This is a genomic window from Phaeobacter cretensis, from assembly GCF_047372505.1.
Classification (GTDB): Bacteria; Pseudomonadota; Alphaproteobacteria; order Rhodobacterales; family Rhodobacteraceae; genus Phaeobacter; species Phaeobacter cretensis.
On the sequence record NZ_JBKBEU010000001.1, the window covers coordinates 44,054 to 61,427 of the forward strand.

15 protein-coding genes are annotated in these 17,374 nt (G+C 56.2%); 12 read left to right on the forward strand and 3 right to left on the reverse strand.

Annotated elements, in window-relative coordinates:
• Positions 1-26 precede the first annotated feature (26 nt).
• The 3 genes from ACEWZM_RS00280 to ACEWZM_RS00290 all read right to left on the reverse strand — a co-directional run bounded on the left by ACEWZM_RS00280 (position 27) and on the right by ACEWZM_RS00290 (position 4,208).
• Positions 27-458, reverse strand: coding sequence for a universal stress protein (locus tag ACEWZM_RS00280; RefSeq protein WP_414004535.1), 432 nt, complete (start codon positions 456-458; stop codon positions 27-29).
• Positions 455-3,064, reverse strand: coding sequence for a TRAP transporter permease (locus ACEWZM_RS00285; protein WP_414004536.1), 2,610 nt, complete (start codon positions 3,062-3,064; stop codon positions 455-457). Before ACEWZM_RS00285 ends, ACEWZM_RS00280 begins: the two co-directional genes overlap by 4 nt.
• Before the next feature lie 178 nt (positions 3,065-3,242).
• Entirely contained in the window at positions 3,243-4,208 is a 966-nt protein-coding gene (locus ACEWZM_RS00290; protein WP_414004537.1) for a TAXI family TRAP transporter solute-binding subunit, read from the reverse strand.
• Between the two features lie 707 nt (positions 4,209-4,915).
• On the opposite strand from ACEWZM_RS00290, the gene ACEWZM_RS00295 reads away from it, so the two are divergent.
• From ACEWZM_RS00295 to ACEWZM_RS00350, 12 genes are all read left to right on the forward strand, one after another.
• Positions 4,916-5,782: an FAD binding domain-containing protein gene (locus tag ACEWZM_RS00295; RefSeq protein WP_414004538.1), complete on the forward strand. Its 867-nt coding sequence runs from the start codon at positions 4,916-4,918 to the stop codon at positions 5,780-5,782.
• Complete coding sequence (locus tag ACEWZM_RS00300; RefSeq protein WP_414004539.1) at positions 5,779-6,261, forward strand: (2Fe-2S)-binding protein; 483 nt, start codon at positions 5,779-5,781, stop codon at positions 6,259-6,261. The genes ACEWZM_RS00295 and ACEWZM_RS00300 overlap by 4 nt, the downstream gene beginning before the upstream one ends.
• Complete coding sequence (locus ACEWZM_RS00305) at positions 6,261-8,531, forward strand: xanthine dehydrogenase family protein molybdopterin-binding subunit (protein WP_414004540.1); 2,271 nt, start codon at positions 6,261-6,263, stop codon at positions 8,529-8,531. The genes ACEWZM_RS00300 and ACEWZM_RS00305 overlap by 1 nt, the downstream gene beginning before the upstream one ends.
• A 9-nt stretch (positions 8,532-8,540) precedes the next feature.
• On the forward strand, positions 8,541-8,828 hold the full coding sequence (locus ACEWZM_RS00310; RefSeq protein ID WP_414004541.1) for a MoaD/ThiS family protein: 288 nt from the start codon (positions 8,541-8,543) through the stop codon (positions 8,826-8,828).
• A 105-nt stretch (positions 8,829-8,933) separates the two neighbouring features.
• Positions 8,934-10,040, forward strand: a complete 1,107-nt coding sequence (gene mtnA, locus ACEWZM_RS00315; RefSeq protein ID WP_414004542.1) for an S-methyl-5-thioribose-1-phosphate isomerase — start codon at positions 8,934-8,936, stop codon at positions 10,038-10,040.
• A gap of 4 nt (positions 10,041-10,044) precedes the next feature.
• Positions 10,045-10,716 (forward strand): class II aldolase/adducin family protein, encoded by a 672-nt coding sequence (locus tag ACEWZM_RS00320; RefSeq protein ID WP_414004543.1) that lies wholly within the window; start codon positions 10,045-10,047, stop codon positions 10,714-10,716.
• A 207-nt stretch (positions 10,717-10,923) separates the two neighbouring features.
• Positions 10,924-11,994 (forward strand): dipeptidase, encoded by a 1,071-nt coding sequence (locus ACEWZM_RS00325; RefSeq protein ID WP_414004544.1) that lies wholly within the window; start codon positions 10,924-10,926, stop codon positions 11,992-11,994.
• Between the two features lie 96 nt (positions 11,995-12,090).
• A complete protein-coding gene (locus ACEWZM_RS00330) occupies positions 12,091-13,686 on the forward strand; it encodes an ABC transporter substrate-binding protein (RefSeq protein ID WP_414004545.1) in 1,596 nt (531 codons plus the stop codon).
• A gap of 1 nt (position 13,687) precedes the next feature.
• On the forward strand, positions 13,688-14,746 hold the full coding sequence (locus ACEWZM_RS00335) for an ABC transporter permease (protein ID WP_414004546.1): 1,059 nt from the start codon (positions 13,688-13,690) through the stop codon (positions 14,744-14,746).
• Positions 14,743-15,684 (forward strand): ABC transporter permease, encoded by a 942-nt coding sequence (locus ACEWZM_RS00340; protein WP_414004547.1) that lies wholly within the window; start codon positions 14,743-14,745, stop codon positions 15,682-15,684. The genes ACEWZM_RS00335 and ACEWZM_RS00340 overlap by 4 nt, the downstream gene beginning before the upstream one ends.
• Positions 15,681-16,535 (forward strand): ABC transporter ATP-binding protein, encoded by an 855-nt coding sequence (locus tag ACEWZM_RS00345; RefSeq protein WP_414004548.1) that lies wholly within the window; start codon positions 15,681-15,683, stop codon positions 16,533-16,535. Before ACEWZM_RS00340 ends, ACEWZM_RS00345 begins: the two co-directional genes overlap by 4 nt.
• The gene (locus tag ACEWZM_RS00350; RefSeq protein ID WP_414004549.1) at positions 16,535-17,290 is read left to right on the forward strand and encodes an ABC transporter ATP-binding protein; all 756 of its coding nucleotides are present in this window, start codon (positions 16,535-16,537) and stop codon (positions 17,288-17,290) included. Before ACEWZM_RS00345 ends, ACEWZM_RS00350 begins: the two co-directional genes overlap by 1 nt.
• Positions 17,291-17,374: the final 84 nt, after the last annotated feature.

Consider the following 17,374-nt stretch of genomic DNA (forward strand, 5'->3'; position numbering starts at 1 on the left):
TGCGAATGTAAACCATATTTGGATGATCAGCGCACAACATAGACTGAGCAGATCGAGTGGCGAATGACCCGCGCCGCATTGGGACCAAGTAGATAATCCGACAACTCCGGCTTGTGCGCGCCAATCACAATCAGATCGGTTCCTGCCTTGGCAGCAACGTTGAGAATCTCCTGATAGGCTTTGCCGGTGGCAACGACATGGCGAACCTTGGCATTGCGATCCTCTCCTAGGATCTTTTCGCATAGCTCACTAAGATGGCCTGCAGTCTCCTTTACCGCACGCTCGTGGTGATGCGCTTCAAAGAACCCCGAAACCCAGCTTTCGCCGAAATCAGGAAGCACATTGACCACGTCCAGCTGTGCCTGATCCAGATCTGCCAGACGGGCCGCTTCGCGCAACACTTTGGCATCAACGGTTTTGTCGCTCAGCTCCAGCGCACAAAGTACAGATTTGCTCATGCAGGGACTCCTTCTTTGCTGATCCGCGCGCGCTGCAAAAAGGCGATCATCGCCAGAAGCAACAGCGCAGGGATAAAGATCAACTCCTTAGGCATCTGATCTGCCGGAGCCTGCACGCTGAGCAGGCGAACCGGTTCGTCCGCATAGAAGTCGAAGCTGTCCATTCCAGATTGCGCAGGCGTGCCAAACATCGGCTCGTCTAGTTTGACGACACCGTCTTCGGGTAGCAGCATCAGGCCAAAGCCATCAACCTGTGCCTGACCATCGCCGCCTTCTGCCACTGGCAAAATCAACGTGGTGGCTTTCTGCTCACCTGTGTCAAAGTCAGGACCTTCCACAGTGATCCGCAGCTCACTACCAGCTGGTGCCGCAGCAACGGTTTCCACCAAGGCTGCCGGATCGGTGCTGGCAAATGGAGGCATCAAGCGGTTCATGAAGAAGTCTGGACGGAACAAGGCAAAGGCGACAAGAACCAGAAGTACGCTTTCATAGATACGATTACGGGTCAGAAAATAGTTCATTGTTCCAGCGGTGAACACCAGGATCGCAATTGTCGCAGAGATGGCTACGAGAATACCCTGCATCCATGTTACATCTATCAACAACAGATCGGTATTGAAGATAAACACAAATGGCAGCGCCACTGTCCGCAAGCTATAGAAAAACGCTACGAAACCGGTGCGAATGGCGTCGCCTCCCGACACCGCTGCGGCGGCAAAACTGGCGAGCCCGACCGGTGGCGTCACATCAGCCATGATACCGAAGTAGAACACGAAGAGGTGTACCGCAATCAGAGGCACAACCAGTCCGGATTGCGCCCCTAGTTCCACCACAACACCAGCCATCAGCGAGCTGACAACAATGTAGTTGGCGGTCGTCGGCAGCCCCATTCCCAGCACCAGCGATAGTAAGCCGACCATAATCAGCATCAGGATCAGGTTGCCACCTGACATCAGCTCGACCAGTTCGGACATCACCTGCCCCACACCTGTCAGTGTTACGGTACCAACGATAACCCCTGCAGTCGCCGTTGCGAGCGCAATGCCAATCATATTGCGCGCACCGTCAATCAGCCCGTTCCACAGATCATGCACCCCATCAAGGAAACTGTGCGCCAAAGTACTTTGCCCACGGAACAGTGCTTTTAGTGGTTTCTGCGTCAACAGGATCACAAACAGCAAGGCCGTCGCCCAAAAGGCCGAGAGACCCGGTGACTTCTGTTCGATCATCAGGAAATAGACCAAGACGATGATCGGCAGCAGGTAATGCAAACCGGCCTTGTAGATTTCACCTACAACGGGCAGTTCGACCTCGGCGGCATTTGGATCATCAGGCACCAGATCGTCAGTGCCTGCGGCCAGCCACAAAAGACCCAAATATGCCCCCAGAACCATCAGTGAGAGGACCAGACCAGAGGCCCCCGGGATCGCGGCGGTGATCGCCTTAATCGGGTATTGGATACCGTAGCAAAGCGCCGCAAACCCGACAAAGAACGCTGCCATGCCACCAATGGTACGACCCATCGATACAACGCGGTTGCCAAGGGTTGGCATATTGCGCTTTACCGCCTCTAGATGGACGATATAGACAAGCGCGATGTAGGAAATCGCCGCCGGCAGAAAGGCATGCGTGATCACCTCGACATAAGAAATGCCAACATATTCCACCATCAAAAAGGCGGCAGCCCCCATTACCGGCGGCATAATCTGTCCATTGACGGAGGATGCGACTTCAACCGAGCCGGCCTGTTCAGATGAGAAGCCAACCCGCTTCATTAGCGGAATGGTGAAGGTGCCGGTGGTGACAACATTGGCAATCGAAGAACCGGAAATCAGACCAGTTGCGGCAGAGCCGACCACGGCGGCCTTGGCCGGACCGCCACGCAGGTGACCCAGCGCGCCAAAGGCCATCTTGATGAAGTAATTGCCGGCCCCTGCCTTATCCAACAGCGCGCCAAACAGAACGAAGAGAAAGACAAATTTCGTTGAAACGCCAAGGGCAATACCAAAGACGCCTTCGGAGGTGATCCACATATGGCTCATTGCCTTTTTCAGGCTTGCGCCTTTCCAGCGGATGACTTCAGGCACCCACTCGGAAGAGCCGAAGAACACATAGGCAAGAAAAATACAGGCGATGATCGCCATCGCCGGGCCAAGCGCACGACGTGCCGCTTCAAACAACAACAGCAATCCGACAAGAGCCACCCATTTGTCGGTATCGTCCGCAAGCCCGCCTGAATTAACAACTTTTTGATAAAAGATATAACCGTAGAGCGCGATAAACGCCCCAACTACAGACATAATCCAATCCTGGATCGGAATGTAGCTACGTGGGCTGGATTTCAGCGCCGGATAAGCCGCAAACGCCAGAAACATAGCAAAAGCAAGGTGGATTTGGCGTGAGTTGTTAACCACGCTTCCGGGTAGCAGAAGGTTGGACATAGGCGAAGCCAGCACAACCTGAAAGACGGACCATATTACCGCGACAATCGCCAGAAACACGCCAATCGACCCAACTGGGTTGCGGGCGCCGGCATCTGAGGATGCGACGAGTTCCTGTAGCTCTTCTTCGGTTAGCGGTCGATTTCCTTGAACATCGGATGTCATGGAGTATCCCCCTGAGGCCGTCAGCATCTGCGGCCGGTTTTTTCTTGGGTGTCGCCCTTGGTCCTGGCGCGCCGATCACTTCGTTTCGGATTAGCGCGTCATGGCAAAGGGCAAAGCCATAATGGCAGAGAGCAAAACGGGGCACCAATTGGCGCCCCGTTTCAAGTGTCAGACTAAGTTATTCAACCCAGCCCTGTTCTTTGTAGTACTTCGCAGCGCCGGGATGCAGCGGTGCGGACAGACCAGCAGTCGCCATTTCCTCCGGCTTGAGGTTGGCGAATGCCGGGTGCAGTTTTTTGAAGTCTTCGAAGTTTTCGAAAACCGATTTAACAACAGTGTAAACCGCTTCATCAGACACCTGATCGGATGTCACGAAGGTAGCGCCTACACCGAAGGTGCCAACATCAGCATCCGAGCCACGATACATGCCACCGGGAATGGTCGCCGTCCGGTAGAATGAATTGTCAGCGATCAGCTTTTCTACAGCGTCACCATCCACGGTCACCAATACGGAATCACAGGCAGTGGTGGCTTCCTGGATAGAACCCGACGGGTGGCCAACGGTGTAGACCATTGCGTCGATCTGGTTGTCACAAAGGGCTGCAGACTGTTCTGCGGCTTTCAGCTCGGTTGCCAGCGCAAAGCTGTCCATGCCCCAGCCTTTAGCTTCCAGCAGCACTTCCATAGTCCCGCGCTGACCGGAACCGGGATTGCCGATGTTGACGCGCTTGCCTTGCAGATCATCAAAGTTGGTTACGCCAGAATCTGCACGCGCCACAACGGTGAAGGGCTCAGGGTGCACGGAGAATACCGCACGCAGGCCTTCAAAAGCGCCTTGGTCTTCAAACTTGGAGGTGCCGTTGTAGGCGTGGTACTGCCAGTCAGACTGGGCAACACCAAACTCCAGCTCGCCTTCACGGATGGTATTGATGTTGTAAACAGATCCGCCGGTGGATTCTACGGAGCAGCGGATTCCGTGCTCTTTGCGGGTCTTATTGACCAGACGGCAGATTGCTCCGCCAGTTGGGTAGTACACGCCGGTCACGCCGCCTGTACCGATTGTGATGAATTCTTCTGCCATAGCAGCAGGTGCCATAAAGGCAGTTGCCACAAGGGCGCTAACAGCCAGCTTGGTGTTGGTCATGTTCGTTGTTCTCCCACGTTTTTTGTCGTCGCAACCATATGGCCGCAAAATCTGCGGCGGGGTCGTTGAACCCTTGGGGACATGTAGACGCCAGGTGTTAATGTGTCGCGCGTTCTGGCAACAATTTCCGGCAGGTCCAGAAGCTAAAGCGTTTCAGTCGTGCCGAACCGAGTCAAGGTTAACAAGCAGACACCCAGCCAGTAGGCGCAGGGTTTCTGCTTATCTGATATCAATCTCGGAATATTCCCCCGCATCCATATCCATTGGATTCGAGGCACTGTGGCAGATTGTCACACCAAAGCGCAACCCAGCTCTGCCATTCAAATGCTTTTGATGGCAATATTTTTCATGAAAATCCGGAAACGCCGCTCGCATAAAAGAGTGGATCCGACACCACAAGGGGCAAAAGCGTAAAAGCCTCCCCGTTAGCGCCGTTCGAACGCCTGTTTGTAGCGGCCTGCCCCAATTGCTCGACATATGAACGAAGAGGTTAGAAGTCGTGATTTTCGTCGGAAATGATGCGATCGCGGGTTGCTCAAGCCGCTAGCTACACGCAAGATGACAACATAAAGATACCGTCACCGGGGCTCGATACACTCTGCATCAACTGGGCCGCACTATTTAGCGGCCAGCGCTCACGCTCAGCCCCCCCCGTTTCGTCACACCCATCAGACGCCAGCAGCAAGGCCAGCAAGAGGACAGTCTCAATGGAATATCATCGACCCACCAGTTTTGCCGAAGCGGCAAAACTGGCGGCTTCCGCAACCGGCGTTACACGTGTGCTGGCCGGCGGCACAGATGTTCTGGTGCAGATGCGCGCCGATATCGTGACACCAGATACGCTGATCGACATTAAATCTATTCAGGGTGTCCGCGACATCCGGCAAGAGGATGATGGAAGCTGGACCATTGGCGCAGCCGTAGCCGGCGCCGAGATGACCGAACATGGAGCCCTCAGCTCTGCCTGGCCCGGTGTGGTCGAGGCAATGGACCTGATCGGCTCAACGCAAGTTCAGGGCCGGGCGACCCTAGTGGGTAATCTTTGTAATGCTTCACCCGCAGCAGATAGCGTCCCGGCTATGGTAGCGGCCAATGCAACGGTCAGCATAACCGGCCCTGACGGGACGCGAAGCGCGGCGGCGCGGGACATCCCGACAGCCCCGGGCAAGACAACACTCAAGCCAGGCGAGTTGATCACGGCTGTGCATCTTCCATCGCCGAGCTCCGATCAGGGCGATGCCTATCTGCGCTTCATCCCGCGAACCGAAATGGATATCGCCGTGGTAGGCTGCGGCGTCTGGCTGCGACTAGACGGCGACCAGATCGCCGATGCAAGGGTCGCTTTGGGGGCAGTCGCCCCGACCGTGTTGCTGGTGGATGCTTGCGCCGATGCACTTATCGGCTCCACTCTTGATGATGCTGCACTTGAACAGCTGGCCGCGGCCGCCTCCGTTGCTTGCATGCCAATAACGGACAAACGCGGCACGATTGCATTTCGCACCCAAGTTGCCGGCGTCATGGCTCGTCGCGCCGCTGAGATCGCCTACACCCGCGCCAAAGGAGACACGGCATGAGTTCCAAGATCCACGTCTCGGCCACGATCAACGGTGACGCCACAGATTACCTTTGTGATCCGCGCGAAACACTGTTGGATGTGTTGCGTGACCGCCTCAACCTGACCGGCGCAAAAGAAGGCTGCGGTACTGGCGATTGTGGTGCCTGCTCGGTAACGCTCAATGGGCGGCTTGTCTGTTCCTGTCTCGTCCTCGGGGTCGAGGCCGAGGGACAAGAAATCGCGACGGTAGAAGGCATCGCACCTGGCGAAACGCTGCATCCGTTACAGCGAAAGTTCATTGAACATGCAGCACTGCAATGTGGTGTCTGTACGCCCGGTATTCTGGTTGCCGCCAAGTCGTTGTTGGAAAAGAACCCCAATCCCACTGAAACCGAAGTGCGCTACTGGCTGGCTGGCAACCTATGCCGTTGTACCGGCTACGACAAAATCATTCGCGCCGTGATGGACGCGGCAGCAGAGATGCGGGAGGCGTCATAATGGCTCTGGATCAGCGCAAAAGTGAATTTACCCAGATTGGGACACGGCCCAACCGCCCCGACGGTTTGGACAAAGTGACCGGCAAAGCCCGGTTTGGCGCTGACGTCACTGCGCCGGGCATGTTGTTTGGTGCCATTCTGCGCAGCCCTCATGCCCATGCAACGATTAAGCGTATCGACACCAGCAAGGCCGAGGCGCTGAGTGATGTTAAGGCAATTGTCACCCGGGCCGATTTTTCGGATGCAATCCAGCCAGCCCCCGGGCTGGAAGGTGAGCAGTGGAACGTCCTGGAAAATGTGATGGCTGGCGAGACGGCGCTATATGACGGCCACGCGGTGGCCGCCGTGGCTGCAACATCTGCCCTCGCCGCTCGCGATGCGCTGAAGCTGATCGAGGTCGACTATGACGTGCTGCCACATGTCACCGATGTGGACAAAGCAATGGCTCATGATGCGCCTGTGATCCGCAAGGGGGCCGCAGATTATTCTGTTCCTAAGGGGATGCATCCCAATGTCGTGCGTTATCATGAAAGCGGTCATGGCGACGTTGATGCAGGCTTTGCTACCGCAGATCTGGTGGTCGAGGAGAGTTTCGTCACTGAGGCAACCCACCAGGGGTATATTGAACCGCATGCCTGTCTGGCCCAACTCGGGCAGGATGGCAAAGGTGAATTGTGGTGCTGCACCCAAGGCCATTGGTATGCGCAGAAAAACTGCGCCGCGCTGCTGGGCATAGAGACATCACAGCTCCGCGTAACGGCATCTGAAATCGGTGGTGGCTTTGGGGGCAAGACCACGGTGTTCATCGAACCGGTCGCCCTCGCCCTCTCGCGCAAGTCGAACCGCCCGGTGAAACTCGTGATGAGCCGCCCTGAGGTCTTCCGCGCCACCGGGCCGACGGCGTCGACGTCCATGGATATCAAGATCGGCATGACGTCCGATGGAACTATTACTGCAGCGCAGGGCACTTTCCGCTTGCAAGGCGGTGCATTCCCTGGCGCGCCTGCGGATATGACCGCGATGTGTGCCTTTGCTCCTTATGATCTGCAAAATGTCCAGCAGGTCGGCTATGACATCATGAGCAACCGCCCCAAACAGGCCGCCTATCGCGCGCCTGGCTCGCCCATGGCGGCCTATGCTGTGGAATCCGTGATTGATGAGCTGTGCCGCCAGCTGGATCTTGACCCCGTTGATGTGCGCCTGAAAAACGCAGCGCGCGAAGGCACCAAAGCCTCCTACGGGCCACGGTTCGAACGTATCGGTCTGGTAGAGACGCTCGAAGCCGCGAAGGCACATCCCCACTATAGCGCACCGCTCAAGCCGGGACAGGGACGTGGCGTTTCCTGTGGGTTCTGGTTTAACCATGGCGGTGAAACCTCTGTCTCCCTGTCCTTGTCCGAAGATGGCACGTGTCAGATCTCGGTCGGCACACCGGATATCGGTGGCTCACGTGCCTCAATGGCGCTGATGGCGGCTGAGGTTCTGGGCATCCCCTACGAGAGCATCCGCGTTACCATCGCGGATACTGCCACGCTTGGGTACAATGATGTCTCGCATGGCAGCCGGGTGACCTACGCCAGTGGCCTAGCCACCATCAAGGCGGCCCAGGACGCTGTCGCAAAGCTCAGCAAACGTGCAGCCGCCAAATGGGGCATCCCCGAGGATGCTGTGAAATGGGAAGACGGCCATGCGATCCCTTCTGGTCCCAATGCGGGCAACTTCGACCCACTTCCGCTCGCTGATATCACCAGTGATATGGGCCGGACCGGTGGTCCTATCTCCGGTCATTTCGAGGCGACGCCCGAAGGGGCCGGCGTCTCATTTTCAACGCATATTGTTGACGCCGAAGTAGATCCCGAAACGGGTAAAACCGCAGTCACCCGCTACACTGTCATTCAGGATGCGGGTAAGGCGATCCACCCAACCTATGTCGAAGGTCAGTTTCAGGGCGGCGCAGCACAGGGCATCGGCTGGGCGCTGAACGAGGAGTATATCTACGGCGATGATGGTCGCCTACAGAATGCGGTGTTCCTTGACTACCGGATCCCTGTGGCCTCTGATCTGCCAATGATCGACACGGTCATTGTCGAAGTGCCCAACCCCGGTCACCCTTTTGGTGTGCGTGGCGTTGGTGAAACCTCAATTTGCCCACCCCTGGCAGCGATTGCCAATGCCGTTTCAGCGGCAGCGGGCGTCCGGTTGCATGCTTTGCCAATGTCACCGCCTCGTATTCTTGCCGCGTTGGATCAGCAGAAAACCCAAACGGGATAAAATCGCGCGATGACATCTGAACCCGAAACCAGTCCGGACACCGCCGCGCGGCGCCTGACGATACATCTGTGGTCGGGCCTGCGCCGCTTTGCCGACGGGCAGCAGGCTGTAGAAGTCGAGGCCGCCACGACCGGGGCCATGATATCGGCACTCAAAGCGGCCTACCCTGCGCTGGGCCCGGCACTGGATGCAGGCGTGTCAGTAGCCATTGATGGGCGCATCATCGCGGCCAGTCTGGATGAACCGCTTCGGCCCGAGCATGAAATCTACCTGATGCAGCGTCTGCGCGGTGGATAGCTGGGGAAGATGAATGTACGTTGCCGCCAATTGGCTAAGGCATTGAATCAAGACTGCACAATACAGGCATTGCGGCTCTACTCCCGCGATAACGGAGGACACCACGTGAAGGTCAACGGCACGCATTATCGCTCACTTTGGTGGGACATGAATCAATCGGTCCTGATGATCATCGACCAACGCTGGTTACCCCATGATTTCCGCACTCAGGCACTGCATACGCTTGATGATTTTGCCACAGCTATTATCGAAATGCGGGTGCGTGGCGCGCCACTAATCGGGGCAACCGCCGCCTATGGCATGGCTCTTGCGGCAGCGCTGGATCCTTCTGATAGCGCATTGAACGCCGCATGGGAGCAGCTCAACGCCACCCGGCCGACAGCGATCAACCTGCGCTGGGCGTTGAACCGCTGCGCGGAGACACTGCAGCCCCTGCCCGTGGATGAACGTGCCGCAGCAGCCCTGAAACTTGCACATGCCATTGCGGATGAGGATGTTGAGATCAATCGCCGTATCGGCGCTTATGGGCTGTTATTGATCCGCGACATAGCCGCGAAAAAACCTGCAGGAGAGCCTGTACGCCTGCTTACTCATTGTAATGCCGGCTGGCTTGCAACCGTTGACTGGGGCACGGCCACCAGCCCGATGTATCAGGCCCATGACGCCGGGGTGCCGATCCACGTCTGGATCGATGAAACCCGCCCTCGTAATCAAGGTGCCTTGACCGCATGGGAACTGGGCAGTCACGGTATCAGTCAGAGCTATATCACTGACAATGCCGGTGGCCATCTGATGCAGCACGGGCAAGTTGATCTGGTAATCACCGGAACCGACCGCACAACACGTCAGGGGGATGTCTGCAATAAGATCGGCACCTATCTGAAAGCCTTGGCCGCACATGACAATGATGTGCCATTCTATGTTGCTCTCCCCTCGCCCACTATTGACTGGACGGTCAGTGATGGTGTCTCACAAATCCCGATCGAAGACCGCGACAGCCGCGAGGTGAGCCACGTTCAGGGCGTGCTTGATAACGGTGAGATTGACGTATTGCGTGTCACCCCCGAGAAAACCTCCTGCAGCAACCCCGCCTTTGACGTTACACCAAACCGACTGGTAACCGGGCTGATCACAGAACGCGGCATTTGCGATGCGTCTGAGCACGGCTTGGCGGCGATGTTCCCGGATCTCATTCGCAAAGCTGCCTTGTAGCACCATGGCCCAGCCTGCCCCTGCTGACAGCCGTATGCTGCGCCAATCGATCATTGATGCCTGTCGTGAGATGAACCGGACAGGCATCAATCAAGGGACCTCTGGCAATATATCCTTACGGGTTGGTAAGGGTGAAATGCTGATCACTCCATCCGGCGTCCCGTATGAGGCGATAACACCAGACATGATTGTTCGTATGGCCTTGGACACAGCACCAGATGTTAACGATAGCCCCTGCGTTCCTTCCTCAGAGTGGCAGCTTCATCAGGCCCTTCTGACTGCAAAGCCCGATGCAATGGCTGTCGTGCATGCTCACCCCGCTAATTGCTGCGCACTGGCAGTTAACCATATGTCGATTCCACCCTGTCACTATATGGTTGCGGCATTCGGCGGCCATGACGTACCGGTGGCAGATTACGCCCTGTTCGGAACCGCTGAACTATCCGAAAATGTTGTCCGCGCGATGGCACATCGCCATGGGTGCCTGATGGCAAACCATGGCTCGATTGCTACTGGCGACACCCTGGATCACGCGATGTGGCGTATGGTGGAACTCGAAAGCCTGGCGCGCACCTACATTTTGGCACGCAGCATTGGGGATCCCAAATTGCTGAGTACGGCGCAGATCAACGACGCAATTGCCGCCTTCGCTACATATGGGCTGAAACAAGACTAAGCGTTGCCGAGTCGCCGATGCGCGATATTCGAACGTTTCTTAGGTTTGGCAGAGCAAGGCTTTGCCGCGATGAGCGATCATGTCGACCGTATCATCGCTCTTTCGGTACTTTTCAGGCATTGGCCGGTCTTATCGCGGAAACAAACGTAAATTCCCTTGCGTTAGCGCAAAAAACACGACCTCATAGCCGGGAATTAGGAAGTAATAATGACTGACCCGCTTATTTTCGACGGCCATAACGATCTTTTGCTGCGATTGCACAATCGCGACATTTCACCCGACATGGACGGTTTCCAAGGCAACGGTGGACGTCAGATAGATCTGGCAAAAGCCCGAAAGGGCGGCTTTGGCGGTGGCTTCTTTGCCATTTACGTCCCTGATCCTGTCAATACTCACGACGAAGACAAAATGATGGCGGATCATTATGATCTGCCTCTGCCGCCGGAAATAAACTGGCCCGATGCTGCCCATGTCGCGCTTTCTCAGGCTGCGATCCTGTTTCAGTTAGAACGCGAAGGCGCCTTAAAGATCTGCCGAAGCACGACAGAGATCCGGAGCTGTCTTGCAGATGGGGTGATGGCCGCCGTTTTGCACATGGAGGGAGCGGAAGCAATTGATCCGGATTTTCATATGCTTGAGGTCATGTATCAATCCGGGCTTCGTTCTCTTGGTCCGGTCTGGAGTCGTCCTAACCGCTTTGGCCATGGCGTCCCCTTTCGCTTTCCGGGATCGCCCGACATCGGCCCAGGGCTGAGCACGGATGGTAAGCGGCTGGTGGCACGCTGTAATGACTTGGGCGTGATGGTTGATCTATCGCATCTGAACGAAGCCGGGTTTTGGGATGTAGCTGAAATAAGTCAGGCGCCGTTGGTTGCGACCCATTCAAATGCCCATGCGCTGACGCCTCACAGCCGGAACCTAACGGATCGCCAACTTCATGCGATCCGCGACAGCGACGGGATGGTCGGCCTCAATTTTGCGGTGGCGTTCCTGCGTGAGGATGGCCGAATGGACGCAAACACACCGATTGATCGAATCCTCCGCCACATCGATCACTTGATAAGCCAATTGGGCGAAGAGCGCGTTGGGTTCGGGTCTGATTTCGATGGCGCCACCGTACCACAGGACATTGAAACAGTAGCCGGTTTACCGGTCTTGCGCGCCGCGCTACGCGAGCACAGCGTGAATGATGCCCTGATGAAAAAACTGTGCTACGACAATTGGCTACGCGTTCTTGATGCCACTTGGAAAACTCCAGTCGAAGGCGCAAACAGCTAATCGATACACACCCCCACTTTATTTAAAGCAACACAAAAACAAGACGCTAAGAACAGCGCAGATTTCAAAGATCAAAAAAACGATAGGGAGTTAAAAATGAAAACCATTCAAACCCTTCTTGGCACGGCTGCACTGGGACTGGCAGTCGGCCTGACACCGATGACGACCCTGGCTGAAACGCCCGCCAACATGTTGGTCATCGCCAACCGTATTGACGATATCACCACCCTGGACCCGGCGCAGAGTTTCGAATTCGCGGGCGCTGATGTTATCCGCAACATCTATGGCAAGCTGGTCAACTTTGATCCTGCTGATCTCGATGCAGGGTATCAGCCTGATCTGGCTAAAAGCTGGACCGTATCTGAAGACGGGCGCACCATCACCTTCACCATGCGTGACGGCGTGTCGTTCCAATCCGGCAATCCGGTCCGCGCCGAAGATGCCGCGTTTTCGCTCAAGCGCGCGGTTCTTCTCAATAAAACACCGTCGTTCATCATCACACAATTCGGCTTCACCCCCGAAAATATTGATGAGACCATCAAGGTGGATGGCAACTCGCTGTCGATCACCACGGACAAGCGCTATGCGACGTCCTTTGTCTTAAACTGCCTGACAGCAACCATCGGTGCCATTGTCGACAAAGAATTGGTCATGGCCAATGAAGTCGATGGAGACATGGGCAACAAGTGGCTGACAACCAATTCGGCGGGCTCCGGTGCTTACACCCTCGCCAGCTGGAAGCCAAAGGAAAGCGTCACCCTGACCGCTAATCCTAACTACTACGGTGGTGAAGCGGCCATGAAGCGCGTCATCGTGCGTCACGTGCAGGAAAGCGCCACCCAACGCTTGATGCTGGAACGCGGCGACATTGACGTGGCCCGCGACCTTACCCCGTCGGATGTGGACGGTCTTGCCGGCGTTGAAGGCGTCGAAGTCCTGCGCGAGATGCGCGGTCGCCTGATGTATGTGTCGTTCAACCAGAAACACCCTGAACTGTCCAAGCCACAGGTGCGCCAGGCTCTGAAGTATCTGATAGACTATGACGGCATGGAAAACAGCTTCCTCAAGAACTGGTATGTCGGACATCAGAACTTCCTGCCCAAAACTTATCTGGGTGCGGTCGACGAGAACCCGTTCTCGCTCGATGTAGAAAAGGCCAAGGCCCTGCTGGCAGAAGCTGGTGTCGAAAATCTGGAACTGACCGTCGGTGTGCGTGAAGCACAGGAACGGCTGGAAATCGCGCAGTCTATGCAGAATACGTTTGCTCAGGCAGGGATTACACTCAATCTAGAAGTGGGCACCGGCAAACAGATCCTCGGCAAGTACCGCGCGCGTGAGTTGGACATTTATTTGGGCGCATGGGGACCGGACTATCCCGATCCGCATACAAACGCAGGCACCTTTGCCTATAATCCAGATAACTCGGACGAAGCCAATGCAACGGGCCTGCTGGCTTGGCGCAACGGTTGGGACACCGGAGGGTTGACCGAAGATGTCTCCGCTGCCGTGATCGAAGGCGACACCGAAAAACGCGCTGTGATGTATCACGATATTCAGGCGCAATTCCGTGACACCGCACCGTTTGCGGTGATGTTCCAGCTGATCGAACAGGCAGGTATGGCCAAAAATGTCGAAGGTCTTAGCCTTGGTGGCGCGATCACCTCGGTCGCCTACTGGGATGTGACCAAGTAATATGGCGAATTTCGCAACAGAATCGGAGCGGCGGCCTTGGCTGCCCCTCCCACCCTGGGCGCGCGGCACATTGGTGACGCTCTCGTCCATCGCGGTCACAATGCTGGGCCTTTTGTTTGTGACCTTCCTGATCGGTCGGGTGATGCCCATTGATCCGGTACTGGCCATCGTCGGCGAACGTGCCACCGAAGAACAGTACAATGCCGCCTACCGCGAGCTGGGGCTTGATCGCTCGCTGGCGGTACAGTTTTTCTACTATGTCACCGATGTCCTAAGGGGCGATTTCGGAACTTCCCTGCTGACGGCGCGGGATGTGTCCTCTGATATTGCCCGCGTGTTTCCGGCGACATTTGAACTCGCCACCATTGGTATTCTTTTTGGCTGCATTCTGGGCGTGCCGCTCGGCGTGATCGCTGCGGTACGCCGCGGCAGCTGGATCGACCAGATTGCACGTGTGATCGCGCTGGTAGGCTATTCGATGCCAATCTTCTGGCTGGGCCTTATGGGGCTGCTGCTGTTTTATGGCATTCTGGGCTGGGTTGGCGGACCCGGCCGTCAGGGGATTTTCTACGAGGACATGATCCCGTCAGTTACGGGTATGATCCTTCTGGATTCCCTTATAGCAGGCGACTGGGGCGCCTTTCGTGATGCGTTTTCACATATCGTGCTGCCCGCAGCCCTGCTGGGATACTACAGCCTTGCCTATATCAGCCGGATGACCCGCTCCTTTATGCTCGAGCAGCTCTCCGCAGAATATGTTACCACCGCCCGTGTCAAAGGCATGAACGAATGGGCTGTCGTCTGGACCCATGCATTCCGCAATATCCGTGTGCAGCTAATAACCGTTATCGCGCTAAGCTATGCCAACCTTCTCGAAGGCTCTGTCCTGACCGAGATCATATTCTCGTGGCCGGGGATCGGCAGCTACATCACCACAGCGCTCCTGTCTGCTGACATGAATGCGGTACTGGGCGGCACTGTCGTCGTAGGATTGGTGTTCATCTGTCTCAATATATTCTCCGATCTTCTCTACAAAATTTTTGATCCGAGGTCGAAATGAGCACGTCACCGCAAACGTCGACACCGACCCCGCCACAAGGCCTGCGAGACTGGCTGCTGACAGACACACCGACGTCTCGTCGCCAAGCACGAATGGCAGCGCTGTATCAAGGCTGGCTGTCGCTGCGCCAGAACCACATGGCAATGGTCGGGCTTGGTATTTTGATCCTGCTGATATCCATCGCACTACTGGCACCGGTAATAGCACCACATGATCCCTATGTGCAGAACCTGGCCAATCGGCTGCAGCCACTTGGTACCGAGGGACATTTTCTGGGCACAGATTCACTTGGCCGCGACATCCTGAGCCGGTTGATCCATGGTGCTCGTATCACGCTTTACATCGTCGCCTTGGTTGCAATGATTGCACCAATCGCCGGACTGCTGGTTGGCACTGTATCCGGCTATGTCGGCGGTTGGGCCGATATCATTCTGATGCGGATCACCGATATTTTTCTGGCCTTTCCGCGGCTGGTACTGGCGCTGGCCTTTGTTGCTGCACTTGGTGCCGGGATTGAGAATGCAGTCTTGGCGATCTCTCTTACTGCGTGGCCGCCTTATGCGCGTATGGCGCGTGCGGAAACACTGACAATCCGGTCCTCAGACTACATCAGTGCCATTCGCCTGCAAGGTGCAGGACCGCTAAGGATCATTATCAAACATATCTGGCCCCTATGTGTCTCATCGCTGATCGTACGGGTCACGTTAGACATGGCCGGGATTATCCTGGCGGCTGCCGGTCTTGGGTTCCTTGGCCTTGGAGCACAACCGCCAAGTCCTGAATGGGGAGCAATGATCTCTGAAGGCCGCCGGTTTATTCTTGATCATTGGTGGGTTGCCACGATGCCCGGTCTGGCCATCTTTGCCGTATCCCTTGCGTTCAACCTGCTCGGCGATGGCTTGCGCGATGTACTGGATCCGAAGGATAGCGCCTCATGAGCCCGCTATTGGATGTAGAAAATCTTTGGGTTCGCTTCCCTACCCGCAACGGTATCTTTGATGCGGTGCGCGGCGTTTCGTTTACGCTCGGGCGAGAGCGACTTGGTATTGTTGGCGAAAGCGGGTCAGGAAAATCCATGACTGGCCGTGCGATCCTACGGCTCATCCGCAAACCAGGCATGGTCGAGGCGGATCAAATCGCGCTTCACGGCGAGAACCTGCTTGAAAAATCCGAGCGTGGTATGCGCAAAGTGCGTGGTGAGCAGATATCTATGGTGATGCAGGACCCCAAGTTTTCGCTCAACCCCGTGATGACAATCGGCGACCAACTGATAGAGGCGCACCGCCTGCATGCCAAAGCAACCAAAGCCGAGGCCCACCAGAAGGCGTTGGAGATGTTGGAATCGGTGTCGATCCGTGATCCGGAACGCGTGATGACCGCATATCCACATGAGATGTCCGGAGGCATGGGGCAGCGCATCATGATTGCCATGATGCTGATACCGAACCCCGAGATCCTGATTGCCGATGAACCGACATCGGCGCTGGACGTCTCGGTTCAGGGGCAAGTGCTGTCGATCATGGATCGACTGGTCAAGGAACGCGGCATGGGCCTGATTTTTATCAGCCATGATCTTAATCTGGTGTCGCAGTTTTGCGACCGGGTCCTGATCATGTATGCCGGCCGCATTGTCGAAGTCTGCAATGCCAACCGCCTGCACGAAGCGCAGCACCCCTATACCAAGGGGCTTTTGGGCAGCCTTCCCCGATTTGATACACCCCGCCCCCGGCTGGAAGTTCTACAACGTGATCCCGCCTGGCGGGATGCTCCAAGTGTGGAGGGGCGGTGATGACAACAGCCTTGAATATCAAAGACCTCAACGTTTATTTCGGTGAACGGCACGCCTTGGTCCATGCGGTGAAATCCGCCTCTCTTTCGGTTCGGACGGGTTCCAGCTTTGGCCTCGTCGGGGAGAGCGGTTCTGGAAAATCAACCATCCTAAAAGCGATCACCGGTCTCGCACCACAATGGAATGGAGAGATCACCGTAGAAGAAAAGCGGTTAGGCCCGACCCGAGACCGAGAGTTCTACAAAACCGTTCAGATGGTGTTTCAGGATCCATATGCTTCGCTTCATCCACGCCAATCGGTCGATCAGGTGCTTTCCGAGACGCTGCATCTACATGGGTTTCGTGATATTGATGATCGGGTTGACCAACTGCTGAAGGATGTGGGGCTTGGTCCCTCCTTCCGCTTTCGCTACCCCCACCAACTATCCGGCGGTCAACGCCAACGTGTTGCCATCGCGCGCGCCTTAGCACCCCAACCGGATATCCTACTTTTGGATGAGCCAACCTCCGCGCTCGATGTCTCGGTGCAGGCGGAAATTTTGAATCTGCTCAGTGATCTACGTGCGGCACAGGGGCTCACCTTTGTCATGGTGTCGCATGATCTCGCGGTCGTAGCCCATATGTGCGATCAGGCCGCAGTGATGCAACATGGCAAGATTGTCGAAATCCTGAGTATTGATGCCATGCGTGCAGGTCAGACTCAGCATCCCTATACGCAAACTCTGCTAGCGGCCTCTGCAAATCGCGTGGCCTGAAGCTAGATACGAACCTGAGAAAGCCTGAGGCTCGGCGCCAGACAACAAACTGACTTAAAACAAAAAAAGCAGAGAGGCGAAGAA

What these genes read in the sequence shown, in the direction of transcription:
- ACEWZM_RS00280 (WP_414004535.1), bottom strand. Translation starts at nt 458, where the DNA reads ATGAGCAAATCTGTACTTTGTGCGCTGGAGCTGAGCGACAAAACCGTT.
- ACEWZM_RS00285 (WP_414004536.1), bottom strand. Translation starts at nt 3,064, where the DNA reads ATGACATCCGATGTTCAAGGAAATCGACCGCTAACCGAAGAAGAGCTA.
- ACEWZM_RS00290 (WP_414004537.1), bottom strand. Translation starts at nt 4,208, where the DNA reads ATGACCAACACCAAGCTGGCTGTTAGCGCCCTTGTGGCAACTGCCTTT.
- ACEWZM_RS00295 (WP_414004538.1), top strand. Translation starts at nt 4,916, where the DNA reads ATGGAATATCATCGACCCACCAGTTTTGCCGAAGCGGCAAAACTGGCG.
- ACEWZM_RS00300 (WP_414004539.1), top strand. Translation starts at nt 5,779, where the DNA reads ATGAGTTCCAAGATCCACGTCTCGGCCACGATCAACGGTGACGCCACA.
- ACEWZM_RS00305 (WP_414004540.1), top strand. Translation starts at nt 6,261, where the DNA reads ATGGCTCTGGATCAGCGCAAAAGTGAATTTACCCAGATTGGGACACGG.
- ACEWZM_RS00310 (WP_414004541.1), top strand. Translation starts at nt 8,541, where the DNA reads ATGACATCTGAACCCGAAACCAGTCCGGACACCGCCGCGCGGCGCCTG.
- ACEWZM_RS00320 (WP_414004543.1), top strand. Translation starts at nt 10,045, where the DNA reads ATGGCCCAGCCTGCCCCTGCTGACAGCCGTATGCTGCGCCAATCGATC.
- ACEWZM_RS00325 (WP_414004544.1), top strand. Translation starts at nt 10,924, where the DNA reads ATGACTGACCCGCTTATTTTCGACGGCCATAACGATCTTTTGCTGCGA.
- ACEWZM_RS00330 (WP_414004545.1), top strand. Translation starts at nt 12,091, where the DNA reads ATGAAAACCATTCAAACCCTTCTTGGCACGGCTGCACTGGGACTGGCA.
- ACEWZM_RS00335 (WP_414004546.1), top strand. Translation starts at nt 13,688, where the DNA reads ATGGCGAATTTCGCAACAGAATCGGAGCGGCGGCCTTGGCTGCCCCTC.
- ACEWZM_RS00340 (WP_414004547.1), top strand. Translation starts at nt 14,743, where the DNA reads ATGAGCACGTCACCGCAAACGTCGACACCGACCCCGCCACAAGGCCTG.
- ACEWZM_RS00345 (WP_414004548.1), top strand. Translation starts at nt 15,681, where the DNA reads ATGAGCCCGCTATTGGATGTAGAAAATCTTTGGGTTCGCTTCCCTACC.
- ACEWZM_RS00350 (WP_414004549.1), top strand. Translation starts at nt 16,535, where the DNA reads ATGACAACAGCCTTGAATATCAAAGACCTCAACGTTTATTTCGGTGAA.